Origin of the sequence: Mycobacterium cajalii, assembly GCF_045809005.2 — a bacterium.
Taxonomy (GTDB): Bacteria; Actinomycetota; Actinomycetes; order Mycobacteriales; family Mycobacteriaceae; genus Mycobacterium.
On record NZ_CM141436.1, the window covers coordinates 2616673 to 2631481 of the forward strand.

Annotated in this window: 14 protein-coding genes and 1 pseudogene; 11 read left to right on the plus strand and 4 right to left on the minus strand. The window is 72.2% G+C overall.

The window, feature by feature from the left end; translation table 11 throughout:
* Positions 1-46 precede the first annotated feature (46 nt).
* Positions 47-703: pseudogene (gene ripD, locus ACJ512_RS12540) on the minus strand (NlpC/P60 family peptidoglycan-binding protein RipD); the annotation flags it as partial.
* Between the two features lie 317 nt (positions 704-1020).
* Positions 1021-1461 carry a hypothetical protein gene (locus tag ACJ512_RS12545; RefSeq protein ID WP_407688631.1) on the minus strand — a complete coding sequence of 147 codons (441 nt, stop codon included), beginning with the start codon at positions 1459-1461 and terminating at the stop codon, positions 1021-1023.
* 62 nt (positions 1462-1523) lie between these two features.
* On the opposite strand from ACJ512_RS12545, the gene ACJ512_RS12550 reads away from it, so the two are divergent.
* The 9 genes from ACJ512_RS12550 to ACJ512_RS12590 all read left to right on the plus strand — a co-directional run bounded on the left by ACJ512_RS12550 (position 1524) and on the right by ACJ512_RS12590 (position 9888).
* Positions 1524-2834, plus strand: coding sequence for an adenosylmethionine--8-amino-7-oxononanoate transaminase (locus tag ACJ512_RS12550; RefSeq protein ID WP_407688632.1), 1311 nt, complete (start codon positions 1524-1526; stop codon positions 2832-2834).
* A gap of 405 nt (positions 2835-3239) precedes the next feature.
* Positions 3240-3875 (plus strand): hypothetical protein, encoded by a 636-nt coding sequence (locus tag ACJ512_RS12555; RefSeq protein WP_461480068.1) that lies wholly within the window; start codon positions 3240-3242, stop codon positions 3873-3875.
* Between the two features lie 172 nt (positions 3876-4047).
* Positions 4048-5490, plus strand: coding sequence for a PE family protein (locus ACJ512_RS12560; RefSeq protein WP_461480069.1), 1443 nt, complete (start codon positions 4048-4050; stop codon positions 5488-5490).
* Positions 5491-5571: 81 nt separating this feature from the next.
* Positions 5572-6732: an 8-amino-7-oxononanoate synthase gene (locus ACJ512_RS12565; RefSeq protein WP_407688778.1), complete on the plus strand. Its 1161-nt coding sequence runs from the start codon at positions 5572-5574 to the stop codon at positions 6730-6732.
* Positions 6729-7409 carry a dethiobiotin synthase gene (bioD, locus tag ACJ512_RS12570; protein WP_407688779.1) on the plus strand — a complete coding sequence of 227 codons (681 nt, stop codon included), beginning with the start codon at positions 6729-6731 and terminating at the stop codon, positions 7407-7409. The genes ACJ512_RS12565 and bioD overlap by 4 nt, the downstream gene beginning before the upstream one ends.
* Positions 7409-7918 carry a 2'-5' RNA ligase family protein gene (locus ACJ512_RS12575; RefSeq protein ID WP_407688780.1) on the plus strand — a complete coding sequence of 170 codons (510 nt, stop codon included), beginning with the start codon at positions 7409-7411 and terminating at the stop codon, positions 7916-7918. The genes bioD and ACJ512_RS12575 overlap by 1 nt, the downstream gene beginning before the upstream one ends.
* 72 nt (positions 7919-7990) lie before the next feature.
* Positions 7991-9037 carry a biotin synthase BioB gene (gene bioB / locus ACJ512_RS12580; RefSeq protein WP_407688781.1) on the plus strand — a complete coding sequence of 349 codons (1047 nt, stop codon included), beginning with the start codon at positions 7991-7993 and terminating at the stop codon, positions 9035-9037.
* Positions 9038-9049: 12 nt separating this feature from the next.
* On the plus strand, positions 9050-9277 hold the full coding sequence (gene bsaP, locus ACJ512_RS12585) for a biotin synthase auxiliary protein BsaP (protein WP_144956792.1): 228 nt from the start codon (positions 9050-9052) through the stop codon (positions 9275-9277).
* A complete protein-coding gene (locus tag ACJ512_RS12590; protein WP_407688782.1) occupies positions 9274-9888 on the plus strand; it encodes a DUF2567 domain-containing protein in 615 nt (204 codons plus the stop codon). The genes bsaP and ACJ512_RS12590 overlap by 4 nt, the downstream gene beginning before the upstream one ends.
* On the opposite strand, the gene ACJ512_RS12595 is transcribed toward ACJ512_RS12590, so the two are convergent.
* Both ACJ512_RS12595 and ACJ512_RS12600 read right to left on the minus strand, forming a co-directional pair.
* Positions 9883-11223 (minus strand): lipase family protein, encoded by a 1341-nt coding sequence (locus ACJ512_RS12595; protein ID WP_407688795.1) that lies wholly within the window; start codon positions 11221-11223, stop codon positions 9883-9885. The two genes, ACJ512_RS12590 and ACJ512_RS12595, sit on opposite strands and share 6 nt — an antisense overlap.
* 182 nt (positions 11224-11405) lie before the next feature.
* Positions 11406-12131, minus strand: coding sequence for an NUDIX hydrolase (locus ACJ512_RS12600; RefSeq protein ID WP_407688783.1), 726 nt, complete (start codon positions 12129-12131; stop codon positions 11406-11408).
* A 45-nt stretch (positions 12132-12176) separates the two neighbouring features.
* Between ACJ512_RS12600 and nadA the strand changes: the two genes are divergently transcribed.
* Together nadA and ACJ512_RS12610 are read left to right on the plus strand one after the other, a co-directional pair.
* Positions 12177-13235, plus strand: coding sequence for a quinolinate synthase NadA (gene nadA, locus ACJ512_RS12605; protein WP_407688784.1), 1059 nt, complete (start codon positions 12177-12179; stop codon positions 13233-13235).
* A complete protein-coding gene (locus ACJ512_RS12610; RefSeq protein ID WP_407688785.1) occupies positions 13232-14809 on the plus strand; it encodes an L-aspartate oxidase in 1578 nt (525 codons plus the stop codon). Before nadA ends, ACJ512_RS12610 begins: the two co-directional genes overlap by 4 nt.

Here is a 14809-nt window from a genome sequence, read left to right on the forward strand (position 1 = left end):
ACGGCGCCTGCTGGACGGGTGCCTGCTGCAGTGGCACCTGCTGGGTGGGCGCCTGCTGGGCCGGCGCCTGCTGGGTGGGCACCTGCTGGGCCGGCGCTTGCTGGGTGGGCACCTGCTGGGCCGGCGCTTGCTGGGTGGGCACCTGCTGGGCCGGCGCCTGCTGCAGGGGCGCCTGCTGCAGGGGGGCCTGCTGGACGGGCACCTGCTGGGTTCCGAGCACCCGGACCAGGTAGGGCGTCATACCGGTGCTGCGCACCGGCGAGACCTGGACGACGTCGCCGACCTCCAGCATCTGCCCGTTGCCCAGGTACATCGCCACGCTCTGGGTGCCCTCGGGGCCGTAGAAGAGCAGGTCGCCCCGGCGAGCCTGCTGCGGCAGCACCTTCTGGCCGAGCTTGTAGATCTCGCCGGAGGAGCGCGGCAGCCGGATCCCGGCGCCCGCGTAGGCGTACTGCATCAGGCCCGAGGCGTCGAAGCCGACGGTGGTGATGCCGCTTCCCCGGCCGCGGGTCGGGCCGGTGATGCCGCCGCCGCCCCAGGCGAACGGCACGCCCCGCTGGGAAAGTCCCCGCATGATGACGACGTCGGTGGCCTGCTGATAGTCCATCGGCCGCACGATCGGGTCGGCGCTCGCCACGGCAGGCGCGAGCAACGCGCCGAACAGCACCGCCAGGCCCGCTGCGAAGAGGTAGAGGCGCTTCATCTTGGTTCCTTCCGAACTTCTGGTGGGCCTCAGCGCGGTGACTTCGCGCATCGGCCCCTATGTCATGACTCGCGCGAAGTCCTCCTCGTCGTGGTCCGACGCCGCGGCATGACGTTGGTGGTGCGAACTCGGTCGGCTAGCCGGCTGAATTCACACCAGTCACTACAGACACTTCTACAACAGAAGTCGCGGCCGGAAAATAGCTGGTGAGGCCCACAGGGGATTATTTGTCGGAACGTGACCGGACGGTGACGGCATCGGCCCAAAACCGCATGCGCAGTTGTGATTTCGGTCTCACGCGGGGGCCGCGCCGGGGCTCAGAGCCAGTAGCGTTCGCTGAAGGTCGTGAGCAGGAAGCCGACCACCGAGGCGATCATGAGCAGCGCGAGCGAGAGCACCGGCCAGAAGGACATGTACCAGCCCTTCAACAGCGAAACCACCGGGCCGACGACGGCCGCGGCAACGGCCGCGCCGATCCCGCCCCACACCAGCGGACGGATGTAGAAATCGAGGCCGAAGGGCACCATCCCGCACTCGTCCCCCTCGCACACATGGGCGAGGAAGCCGAAAAGCCTTGCCGGCCAACGCGTTTCCGTGGCCAGGACGACGAGCAGAATCAGCAGCGCGACGGTGCTGACGACGTCCCACGCGGCCAGCCGCAGCCGCAGCACCCGGGGCGCCTCCTCGTCGTAGTCCACCGGTGCGGACGGGGCGGGGTCGCCCGGACCGGGGTCCTCGGGCTGATGCGGCGTGGCCATGTCATCCCATGCTTCCCGATGGCCGGGGATTGTGCGACCCGGCTGCTTTACGCTGCATCTCTATGCCTGCGGCGAGAGCCCGGTTGACCCCCGGCGAAATCAGCGCGATCGACGCCGCACACCTGTGGCATCCGTACAGCACGATCGGCCGGGAAGCCGTGCCGCCCGTCGTGGCCGTCGGCGCCCGCGGCGCCTGGCTGACGCTGATCCGCGACGGCCGGCCGATCGAGGCTCTCGACGCGATGAGCTCCTGGTGGACCGCCATCCACGGGCATGGCCACCCGGTCCTGGACGCGGCGCTGACCAGCCAACTCGGCGTGCTGAACCACGTGATGTTCGGCGGCCTGACCCACGAGCCCGCGGCCCGGCTGGCCCAGCTGCTGGTGGAGATCACCCCGGCGGGTCTGGAGACGGTCTTCTTCAGCGACTCGGGGTCGGTGTCGGTCGAGGTCGCGGTGAAGATGGCGCTGCAGTACTGGCGCAGCCGGGCGCGGCCCGGCAAACACCGGCTGATGACCTGGCGCGGCGGCTACCACGGCGACACCTTCACGCCGATGAGCGTCTGCGACCCCGAGGGCGGCATGCACGCGCTGTGGACCGACATCCTGGCCCGGCAGGTGTTCGCCCCGCAGGTGCCCCGCGAGTACGACCCGGCCTATACCGCTGCGTTCGAGGAGCAACTGGCCGAACACGCCCATGAGCTGGCGGCCGTGGTCGTCGAGCCCGTGGTGCAGGGCGCGGGCGGGATGCGCTTTCACGACCCCCGCTACCTGTCCGACCTGCGCGAGATGTGCCGTCGGCACGAGGTGCTGCTGGTGTTCGACGAGATCGCCACCGGCTTCGGCCGTACCGGGGAGCTGTTCGCGGCCGACCACGCCGGGGTGAGCCCGGACATCATGTGCGTGGGCAAGGCGCTGACGGGGGGATACCTGAGCATGGCCGCCACCCTGTGCACCCGCGACATCGCGGCCACGATCAGCGCCGGGGAAGCGGGTGCGCTGATGCACGGGCCCACGTTCATGGCCAATGCGCTGGCCTGTGCGGTGTCGGTGGCCAGCGTGGAGGTGCTGCTGGGCCAGGACTGGCGGTCGCGGGTCGCCGAGATCGGCTCGGGGCTGGCCGAGGGGCTCGAGCCCGCGCGGGCGCTGCCCGGCGTCGCCGACGTGCGCGTGTGCGGCGCGATCGGCGTCATCGAATGTGACCGGCCCGTCGACCTGGCCGTCGCCACCCCGGCGGCGCTGGACCGCGGCGTGTGGCTGCGCCCGTTCCGCAACCTGATCTATGCCATGCCGCCGTATATCTGTACGCCCGACGAGATCGGGCGGATCACCTCCGCGATGGTCGAGGTCGCGCGGCTCGTCGTCGACGCCTGAGCGCCGGCCGTCGCGGCCGCACTTTCTTGACGAAACCGGACGGGCGGCGCCTTGGCCGTCCCAATCGTTATGGCCCCCGACCGTGCCGCGTGGCGGATCCGGGCCGCTGACCTGGGCTTCCCCGCAGGTGAAGGCGGCGGGCGTGGGAGGCGTTCCTTGTCCGCCGGGCCCGGGTGCTGCCGTCGCGGGCCCGCCCTCTCAGGGAAATCTCAACAACTTCTTGGGCTTTGGCTAGCTCGGCTCAAAGCATCCGCAAAGCAGGGGAGCCCAGTATCTATCTCATGACCAGTGAGTTGCTCTGCGCGAACCTGATCGAACGCTACCTGGACACCTGCGGGCTGCGTTTCCGGCGGGAGCGCAACTGACGCTACCGGCGGCACCGGCGGGGCCGGCGGCTACACGGGCTTGGTCGGGAGCACGGATCTGGGCTTCAGCGTTCCGACCGGAGCGACCGGCGGGGCCGGTGGTGACAGCACCAGCGGCACGGGCGGCGCCGGTGGAGCCGGCGGGGCCGGCTTTGAGCTCGGCGGTACCGGCGGGGCCGGCGGCAGCGGCGCCACCGGCGGTGCCGGCGGCCAAGGCGGCCTGGCGTTCAACCTGGGGTGGGGAACCGCCACCGGCGGGGCCGGCGGAGTGGGCGGCGCCGGCACGGTCGGCGTCGGCGTCGGCGGGCAGGGCGGCCACGGCGGCACCGCGATGATGGGGCCCTACAACGTCGCCGTCGACAACTTCGGTGGCCTGCTGAAGTACCTCCCCACCGACTGGGGTACCGCCTACGGCGGCGCCGGCGGGGTGGGCGGCGTCGGGGTGACCACCGGTGGTACCGGCGGGACGGGCGGGACCGCGTTCAACCTGTTGGCGAGCGGAACCGCCTATGGAGGCACCGGTGGAGTCGGCGGCACCGGCGTCACCGGCGGCAACGGCGGCACCGGCGGCAACGTCTACGCGGCCAATCCGGCCACTGCCTTCGTCGGGAGCGGTGGCGCGGCCGGCGGGTCCGGCGGAACCGCGGGCGGTCCCGGCAGCGTCGTGTCGCTGTAGGTTCACAGACCGCGCGAATCTCGGGTCGCGCCGCGGCGGCCGTACCTGCGTTTACCGGAAAACGCAGATATACATGTGTGCAACGAGATAGATTCCGTATCGCTCGTAATCGTGACCGTGGTGCGGGGGCGTCTTACCCCATAGCGGTCCCCGGAGGTCAGCAATGTCTTATGTGTTCGTCCAGCCAGACGCGTTGACGGCGGCGGCGGCGAATGTGGCGACGATCAACGCGTCGCTGGACGCGGCGAACGCAGCGGCGGGCCTCCCATTCGTCTGGGTGCCGGGATCTGCCGGTGATCAGATTTCGAAGGCGCTCGCGACGCTGTTTTCCGAGGTCGGCGAGGAGTTCCAGACGCTCCTCAAACAATTCACGACGGTCAGCGCCCAGATCACGCAGGCCTTGAATGAGGCGGGGCAGGCGTTCAGGGGCGCCGAGGCGCTTGCCACCCAGGCGTTCAATCCGGCGACGTGGTGGGCCGCGGTGGCCGAAGCCTCGGGTTCTTCGCCGCCGCCGAGGACGGACCCGTTGGCGACGGTGATGTATGAGCTGAACCAGACCGGCGACAAATTGTTCGGCGAGCCGTTGTTCTACGACGGCGCTAATGGGACGGCGTCGAGCCCGAATGGCCAAAACGGCGGCTTGTTGCTGGGCAACGGCGGCAACGGCTGGAACTCCACGGTCACCGGGGGCAATGGCGGCAACGGCGGGATGGCCGGGATTCTCGGCAACGGCGGCGCCGGTGGGACCGGTGGTCCCGGTGCGGTCGGTGTGGCCCCTGGGACCGGTGGCAACGGTGGGGCCGCCGTCTGGCAGGGCAACGGCGGGGCCGGCGGGGCCGGTTGGAACTCCACGATCTCCGGCGTGAACGGCGGTAACGGCGGGGTAGGCGGGCAGGGCGGGTTCTTCTCGGGTGTTGGTGGTCCGGGTGGGGCCGGTGGCAGCGCAACCGACGCGACAGGCGGCACCGGCGGGGCCGGCGGCAGCGTGGGCTTCCTCGGGGGCGCCGACTTGGGCTTCGGCGTTCCGGCCGGCGCTGTCGGCGGGGCCGGTGGTGACAGCGTCAGCGGCACGGGCGGCGCCGGCGGGGCCGGCGGGGCCGGCTTCGCGCTCGGCGGTACCGGCGGGGCCGGCGGCAGCGGCGCCACCGGCGGTGACGGCGGCGTGGGCGGGGTGGCGTACAACCTGGGATGGGGAACCGCCACCGGCGGGGCCGGCGGAGTCGGCGGCGCCGGCACGGTCGGCGCCGGGGGCAACGGCGGCCATGGCGGCGCCGCGATCATGGGCCCCTACAGCTTCGTTGACACGTTCAACGGCCTGGCGATATGGCCCAGCAACTGGGGTACCGCCACCGGCGGTGTCGGCGGCGCGGGCGGCGGCGGTGTCACCATCGGCGGTACCGGTGGGACGGGTGGGACCGGATACAACTTCTTGAGCACCGGCGTCGCCTACGGCGGCACCGGCGGTATCGGTGGCACCGGTGCCACCGGTGGCAACGGCGGCACCGGCGGCAACGTCTTCGCGGTCACTCCGGGCAACGCCACCGTCGGGAGCGGCGGGGCGGCCGGCGGGTCCGGCGGAACCGCCGGCGGCCCCGGCAGCGTCATCTCGTTCTGACGAGTCGCCCGACAGGCGTCGCGTGCGTCGATCACCGCCACGACGGCCGGGCGCTCGAACGCTCTCGTAGGCTCTAGGTCCATGAGCGCTCCCCGGCAGGCACCGATCGGGATATCACCGCTGGCCTGGCTCGATGAGGTGGAGCAACAGCGCCGAGAGGCCGGGCTGCGTCGCTCGCTGTGCCCGCGGCCCGCGGTTGCCACCGAGCTGGACCTGGCGTCCAACGACTACCTCGGCCTTTCCCAGCATCCCGATGTCATCGAGGGCGGTGTCGCCGCGCTGCGCATGTGGGGCGCCGGGGCCACCGGCTCGCGCCTGGTCACCGGGGACACCGACCTGCATCAGCGGTTCGAGTCCGCGTTCGCCGCATATGTCGGCGCGCCCTCGGCGCTGCTGTTCTCCTCCGGCTACACGGCCAACCTGGGCGCCGTGGTCGGCCTGTCCGGGCCGGGATCGCTGCTGGTGTCCGACGCCTACTCGCACGCGTCGCTGGTGGACGCCTGCCGGCTGTCGCGGGCCCGGGTGGTGGTGGCGCCGCACCGCGATGTCGGCGCCGTCGACGCGGCCCTGGCAACGCGCGACGAGGAACGCGCCGTGGTGATCACCGACTCGGTGTTCAGCGCCGACGGCGCGCTGGCCCCCCTGCGCGAGCTGCATGAGGTGTGCCGCCGGCGCCGCGCACTGCTGATCGTCGACGAAGCACACGGTCTCGGCGTGCGCGGCGGCGGGCGCGGGCTGCTGCACGAAGTCGGGCTCGCCGGCGCGCCCGACGTGGTGATGACCACGACGTTGTCCAAGGCGCTGGGCAGCCAGGGCGGTGCGGTGCTGGGGCCGGTTGCCGTGCGCGCCCACCTGATCGACGCGGCGCGCCCGTTCATCTTCGACACCGGTCTGGCCCCGGCGGCCGTCGGCGCCGCGCTGGCCGCGCTCGAGGTGCTGCGCGCCGAGCCGTGGCGCCCCGAGGCGGTGCTGCGGCACGCCCGTGAACTGGCCCAGATCTGCGGAGTGGCCGAGGTTCCGCACTCGGCGGTGGTGTCGGTGATCCTGGGCGACCCCGAAGTGGCGCTGGCCGCCGCGACGGCCTGCCTGGACGCCGGGGTGAAGGTGGGCTGCTTCCGGCCCCCGACGGTTCCCGCCGGGACGTCGCGGCTGCGGCTGACCGCACGCGCGTCGCTGGACGCGGCCGAGCTCGAGATCGCACGCCGGGTGTTGGCGGACGTCGTCGCGGTGTCGCGCCGTTGACCGTGCTGTTCGTCACCGGCACCGGCACCGGGGTCGGCAAGACGGTCGTCACCGCGGCGCTGGCCTGTCACGCCCGTCGGGCCGGCATCGACGTGGCGGTCTGCAAACCGGTCCAGACCGGCACCGACGCCGGCGACGACGACCTCGCCGAGGTGGCGCGGCTGTCCGGAGTGACCGAGCTGGCCGGGTGCGCGCGGTATCCCCGACCGTTGGCGCCGGTCGCCGCGGCCGAGGCCGCCGGAACGGCACTGCCCACCCGTGAGCAACTGCTGACGCTGATCGACGGCCTGGACCGTCCCGGCCGGCTGACCCTGGTCGAGGGCGCGGGGGGGCTGTTGGTGGAGCTGGCCGCGGCGGGCGTCACGTTGCGTGACCTCGCCGTCGACGTGGGTGCCGCGGCGCTGGTCGCGGTCGGCGCGGAGCTGGGCACCCTCAACCACACCGCCCTGACGTTGGAAGCCCTTGCCGCCAAAGGAGTTTCGTGTGCCGGCCTGGTGATCGGCAGCTGGCCGGCCAAGCCCGGGCCCGCCGAGACCTCGAACCGCGCCGCGCTGGCGCGGCTGGCCGCCGTGCGGGCCGAGCTGCCCGCCGGGGCGGGCCGGCTCGGGGCAGCGGAATTCGCGGACATGAGCGCGGCGGCGTTCGACCGTCACTGGGTGGGCGCGCTGGCCGGCTGATGGTCCATTCGATCGAGCTGGTCTTCGACCCCGGCGCCGAGGCGGCGATCCGCCGCGTCTGGGACGACCTGGCCGGCGCCGGGATCCCCAGCCAGGCACCCGCCAGCCGCCCGCACGTCACGCTGGCCGTGGCCGACCGCATCGCGGCCGACGTCGACGAGCTGCTGCGACCGGTGAGCGCGCGGCTGCCGCTGCCGGCCATCATCGGCGCGCCGGTGCTCTTCGGCCGGGGCGACGTGGTGTTCGCGCGGCTGATCGTGCCGACCGGCGAGCTGTTGGCGCTGCATGCCGAGGTGCACCGGCTCTGCGCGGCGCACATGGCGCCCGGGCCGATGGCCAACAGCCTGCCCGGCCGGTGGACCGCGCACGTCACGCTGGCCCGCCGGGTCGGCGGCGCGCAGCTGGGGCGGGCGCTGCGGATCGCGGGCCGGCCGTCGCAAATCGACGCCACCTTTGCGGGCCTGCGCCGCTGGGACGGCAACAAGCGCGCCGAACACCCGATCGGCTGACCGCGGTTTGGTCGGTGCGGGCCGCTAACCTAACGTGAACGCGAACTCGTTCACGGCGTAAAGGAGTACCGGGTGACTCAGGCGGCGGCTCGGCCAGACACCGACGGCCACGACACCGACGATCCGGCCGACATTCTGGCGGTGGCCCGCCGGCAGGTCCTGGATTGCGGTGAGGGGCTGAGCCGGGACCAGGTGCTCACGGTGCTGCAGCTGCCCGACGACCGGCTCGACGAACTGCTGGCGCTGGCGCACGAGGTGCGGATGCGCTGGTGCGGCCCCGACGTCGAGGTGGAGGGCATCATCAGCCTGAAAACCGGCGGCTGCCCCGAGGACTGCCACTTCTGCGCCCAGTCGGGCCTGTTCGCGTCGCCCGTGCGCAGCGCCCGGCTCGACATCCCCAGCCTGGTCGAGGCGGCCAAGCAGACCGCCAAGTCGGGGGCCACCGAGTTCTGCATCGTGGCCGCGGTCCGCGGACCCGACGAACGGTTGATGGCCCAGGTCGCCGCGGGCATCGAGGCGATCCGCGACGAGGTCGAGATCAACATCGCCTGCTCGCTGGGGATGTTGACCGCCGAGCAGGTCGAGCAGCTCGCGGCGATGGGGGTGCACCGCTACAACCACAACCTCGAGACGGCGCGCTCGTTCTTCGCCAACGTCGTCACCACCCACACCTGGGAAGAGCGCTGGCAGACGTTGTCGATGGTGCGCGACGCCGGGATGGAGGTGTGCTGCGGCGGCATCCTGGGCATGGGGGAAACCCTCGAGCAGCGCGCCGAATTCGCCGCCGACCTGGCCGAACTGGGGCCCGACGAGGTGCCGCTGAACTTCCTCAACCCCCGGCCCGGCACCCCGTTCGGGGACCTGCAGGTGCTGCCGGCCACCGAAGCGCTGAAGTCGGTGGCCGCCTTCCGGCTGGCCCTGCCGCGCACCATCCTGCGCTTCGCCGGCGGCCGCGAGATCACCCTGGGCGACCTGGGCGCCAAGCAGGGCATCCTGGGCGGCATCAACGCCGTGATCGTCGGCAACTACCTGACCACCCTCGGCCGGCCCGCCGAGGCCGACCTGGAATTGCTCGGCGATCTGCAGATGCCGATCAAGGCGCTGAACGCCAGCCTCTAGGAACCGGCAATTGTGGTCGAGGGTCTGGGCGCGCCGGTCAGCGGCGGCGTCTACAACGTCTATACCGGGGAGTTAGGGGGCACCGAGGTGCCGACCGCGGCCCAGCTGGGCCTCGAGCCGCCACGGTTCTGCGCCGAGTGCGGCCGCCGCATGGTGGTGCAGGTCCGCCCCGACGGCTGGCGGGCGCACTGCTCGCGGCACGGTCAGGTGGACTCCTCCGACCTCGAGGCGCAGCGGTGAACGGGCGGGCGCGCGCGTTGGCCGCCGCCGCGCTGGGGCTGACGGTGGCCGGGGCGCTGCTCGGTGCGCTGTGGGCGTGGATCGCCGCGCCCATCCACGTGGTGGTGGCCAAGACCCGGGCCGGTGAGCGCGTGCACGACTATCTGGGCACCGAGTCGCAGCACTTCTTCGACGACCCGTGCCTGCTGCTGGGCCTGCTGACCACGCTGGCGGTCGTGGGGGCCGTGCTGGGGTGGCAGTGGCGCCGCCACCGCGGGCCGGGGATGGTCGTCGGGCTGTTCCTCGGGATGGTCGCCGCCGCGGCGGCGGCCTCGGCCGTCGGCGCGGCGCTGGTGCGGCTGCGCTACGGCGCGTTGGACTTCGACGCCGTGCCGCTGTCGGGGGACCCGGCGCTGGCCTACGTCCTCGAGGCGCCGCCGGTCTTCTTCTCCCACGGGCCGTTGCAGGTGGCGGCGACGCTGCTGTGGCCGGCCGCCCTCGCGGTGCTGGTCTACGCCCTGATGGCCGCGGCGGACGCCCGCGACGACCTGGGGGCCCCGCCGGTGGCCGACCGGCCCGAGGATGCGCTGCCGGTGGGTGCCGGCGGCTCCGCGGAAGCCGCGGTGTCATAGCGGACGGCGGTGGATCTTCCTGCCGAAGACGACCTTGGCCGCGATCTTGGCCAGCCGGACCATGCCGACGTAGGTCATCGGGTTGAACATCGTCGGCCACGTCGTCCGGATGTGGTGCTCGGTGAGCGGCCGGCGGTTGAACCGGTCGGTGAGCCAGCGCAGCGTCATCGGGGCCGACAGCGGGTGCAGGAGCATGTGCTCGTTGAACGCGTCCCGGTGGTAGGTGACCCGGGCGCCGCCGGCCGAGTAGGCGTCGGCGAGCACGTCGATGTCGTTGACGTCGATCAGGTAGTCGTGCACGGCCTGCACGAGCAGCACCGGCGGCGCCGGCACCGCGGCGCCCAGCTTGATCTGGTCGAAGACGTAGCTGACCTCGGGGGTCGACAGGATGGCATCGAGCGGTTCGTCGAGGTAGTCGCCCATGTTCTTGCCCGCCATCCGGACGACGGCTTCGACGGTCGTCATCTTCTCCAGCGATTCGAGCAGGGCGCGGCCTTCTTCGCTGGCGTGCTTCTTGATGACGCGGTCCAGGTCGGGGTAGGTGTGGACGAGCGCCGCCACGACCAGCGCGGGCAGGCCCGACAGGAAGCTGCCGTTGAGCCTGCGGAAGGTGTTGCCCAGATCGCCGACGGGTGAACCCAGCACCGCCCCGACGATGTCCAGGTCGGGCGCGTAGTCGGCGGACATCTCGGCGGCCCACGCGCTGGCCAGCCCGCCGCCGGAGTAGCCCCACAGCCCGATCGGCGCCGACGGGGACAGCCCGAGCCGGTCCGAACCCAGGGCGGCCCGGATGCCGTCCAGGACGCGATAGCCGGGTTCGTACGGGGCGCCCCACAGTCCCTTGAGGCCCTCGTGGTCGGGCACCGAAACCGCCCACCCCTCGGCGACGGCGGCGGCGATCAGGAACAGCTCGAGCTGGCCGATGGACCCGAGCGCCCGGGCCCGGCGCCGCAGCGCATAGGACGGGAAGCAGCGCGACGACACGGCGTCGATCGCGCACTGATACGACAGCAGCGGGCAGGTCTGCCCGGGAGCGAGCTCGGCCGGCACGATCACCGTGGTCGCCGCCGCCTCCGGCTCGCCGTTCAGGTCCATCGTCCGGTAGAGCAGCTGGACGGCTTTGACGGCCTGCGGGATCAGGCCCAGCAACGCCAGTTCGACGTCGCGCGAACGCAGCACCGTGCCCGGCTGGGCATGCTGATAGCCCAGCGGCGGCTGGTAGAAGGGGTCGTCGGAGGGCAGCAGCGGGCGCACGTTGCGCTGCAATTCCTCGTGTGGTGGCCGACCGATCCACTCCGCGCCGCGCGCTCCCGCCAGATTGCCGAGTTCAACCATCACGGATCCCTTCTTGGCCAACCGGCATTGTCGCGTATGAACGGGTGGTAACCCAAACGTAATCGCCGCAGTGTGAGCCGGTTCGTGTCGGTCGGTCCGCTCACCTGCGGCGATGTCCGGGCAGATGGGCCGCCGCAGCCGGTTGCCACCTCAGATAGCCCCGCGGGGTGGGTCCCAAACCTTCACGGCTGGCCGGGGGGCCGGAACGCGGCAAATTCTTCGGTGACCCGCAGCTGGGAGTCGACGAAGTGGTACAGCGCCGCCGGCCGCCCGCCGCTGCGCCCCGACTGCGCGATGGTACCGGTCTGGGTGATGACCCCGCGCCGGACCAGGACCCGCTGCAGGTTCGTCGCGTCGACCGGGTGGCCCAGCGTGGCGCCGTAGATGTCGCGCAGTGCGGACAGCGCGAACTCCTTGGGCGCCAACGCAAACCCGATGTTGGTGTAGGACATCTTGGCCACCAGCCGGGCACGCGCGTGGGTCACCATCGGCCCGTGATCGAAGGCCATCGGCGGCAGCGAACTCACCGGATGCCAACGGGTGTCCGGTGGCAGCTCGGGGGTGGCGGGGGAGGGCACCAGGCCCAGGAACGTCGACGCGATCACCCGGGTGTTGCCGGGCACCCGGTGAGGGTCGGAGAAGACCGCCAGTTGCTCGAGATGCGCCAGCTCGCGCAGGTCGACCTTCTCGGCCAGTTGGCGCCGGACCGAGGTGGTCATGTCCTCGTCGTTGCGCAACCGCCCGCCCGGCAGTGACCAGGCGCCCTGCTGCGGGTCCTTGGCGCGCTGCCATAACAGCACGTTAAGCTGCGGTTTTTCTTTTCGCGCCCCCGCCTTAACCTGCTCGGCCGCACGGCGAACCTGGAACACGACGGCGAGCACTTCGTGCGCGGTGTTACCATTGGACATGTTTTCGATTCTAAGTCGAAAACCTCCTAGCCGAAAGGAGCGGCCGTGACGGTGCTGAAAGGCATGGACACGCTCGCTGAAGACACCACAAACAAGATCACCGGCATCACCGATTCGCCCTCCGGCTACACCGGGGTGGATGCCGACGAGCAGTGGGCCGCCGAGATCCGCCGCCTGGCCAAGCAGCGCAACGCGACCGTCCTGGCGCACAACTACCAACTGCCCGCCATCCAGGACGTCGCCGACCACGTAGGGGACTCGCTGGCGCTGTCGCGGATCGCCGCCGAGGCGCCCGAGGACACCATCGTGTTCTGCGGCGTGCACTTCATGGCCGAGACCGCCAAGATCCTCAGTCCCGATAAGACCGTGCTCATCCCCGACCAGCGGGCCGGGTGCTCGCTGGCCGACTCGATCACCCCCGAGGACCTGCGCGACTGGAAGGACGAACACCCCGGCGCCGTCGTCGTCTCCTATGTCAACACCAGCGCGGCGGTCAAGGCGCTCACCGACATCTGCTGCACGTCGTCCAACGCCGTCGACGTGGTCGCATCCATCGACCCCGACCGCGAGGTGCTGTTCTGCCCGGACCAATTCCTGGGCGCGCACGTCCGTCGCGTCACCGGGCGCACCAACCTGCACGTGTGGGCCGGTGAATGCCACGTGCACGCCGGCATCAACGGCGACGAACTGGCCGACCGGGCGCGCGCGAACCCCGACGCCGAGCTGTATGTGCATCCCGAATGTGGTTGTGCCACTTCGGCGTTGTACCTCGCCGGCGAGGGCGCCTTTCCCGCGGACCGGGTGAAGATCCTGTCCACCGGCGGCATGCTGGATGCCGCCAACGCCACGCAGGCCCGCAAGGTGCTGGTCGCCACCGAGGTCGGCATGCTCTACCAGTTGCGCCGGGCGGCACCGGAAGTGGACTTCCAGGCTGTCAACGATCGCGCGTCGTGCCGCTACATGAAGATGATCACCCCCGCCGCCCTGCTGCGCTGCCTGGTGGAGGGGGCCGACGAGGTCGACGTCGACCCGCAGATCGCCACGGCGGGGCGGCGCAGCGTGCAGCGCATGATCGAGATCGGGCAGCCGGGCGGCGGGGAATGATCACCGCTGCGGCGTGGACGGACAGCGCCGACGTCGTCGTGATCGGCACGGGCGTCGGCGGGTTGGCCGCCGCCCTGGCCGCCCAGCGCGCCGGCCGCCGCGTCGTGGTGCTGTCCAAGGCCGACCGGACCCACGGCACGACCGCCACCCACTACGCCCAGGGCGGCATCGCGGTGGTGTTGCCCGACAACGACGATTCGGTCGACGCCCACGTCGCCGACACCCTGGCCGCCGGCGCGGGCCTGTGCGATGCCGACGCGGTCACCTCGATCGTCGCCGACGGCTACCGCGCGGTGACCGAGTTGGTCGGTGACGGAGCACGATTCGACGAGGCGGCCCCGGGCCGGTGGGCCTTGACGCGCGAGGGCGGGCATTCCCGGCGCCGGATCGTGCACGCCGGCGGCGACGCCACGGGCGCCGAGGTGCAGCGCGCGCTCGACCACGCCGCGGCCGTCCTGGACATCCGCACCGGCCACGTGGCCCTGCGGGTGCTGCACGACGGCGGGGCGGTCACCGGGGTGCTGGTGGCCAATCCGGACGGTTACGGGATCATCAGCGCGCCGTCGGTGATCCTGGCCTCCGGAGGGCTCGGGCACCTCTACGGCGCCACCACCAACCCGAGCGGGTCGACCGGCGACGGGATCGCGTTGGCGCTGTGGGCCGGGGTCGCGGTCAGCGACGTCGAGTTCATCCAGTTCCACCCGACGATGCTGTTCCGGGCCGGCGCGGGCGGCCGCCGTCCGCTGGTCACCGAGGCGATCCGCGGCGAGGGCGCGATACTGCTTGACCGGCAGGGCAATTCGATCATGGCCGGCGTTCACCCGATGGCGGATCTGGCGCCGCGCGACATCGTCGCGGCCGCGATCGACGCCCGGATGAGGGCCACCGGCGACCCGTACGTCCTGCTCGACGCCCGCGGCATCGACGGCTTCGAGGCCCGGTTCCCGACCGTCACCGCCGCGTGCCGGGCCGCCGGCATCGACCCCGTCCGCCAGCCCATGCCGGTCGTCCCGGGCGCGCACTACAGCTGCGGCGGCATCGTCACCGACGTGTCCGGCCGCACCGAGCTGCCGGGGCTGTTCGCGGCCGGCGAGGTCGCCCGCACCGGGATGCACGGCGCGAACCGCCTGGCGTCCAACAGCCTGCTGGAAGGGCTGGTGGTCGGCGGCCGCGCCGGCAAGGCCGCCGCCGCGCACGCGTCGGCGGCCGGGCGGGTGCACGCCGAGGTGCCCGAGCCGCTGACCTACGCCGCGCCGCGACGCGAGGACCTGCAGCGCGCGATGAGCCGTGACGCGGCGGTCGTGCGCGACGCGGCCGGGCTGCGGCGGCTGTCCGAGATTTTGTCCGCGGCGCCGGTGCGTCGCGTCGCGGGCCGGCGCGATTTCGAGGACGTCGCACTGACGATGACGGCCCGCGCGGTGACCGCCGCGGCCCTGGCCCGCACCGAGAGCCGGGGTTGCCATCATCGCGCCGAACACCCCGACGCGGCGCCGGAGCAGGCCCGCAGCAGCGTCCTGCGGCTGGCCGGGGACCGCACGGCGGTGCTGGTCGAAACGCTGGCGGTGGTCGGGTGA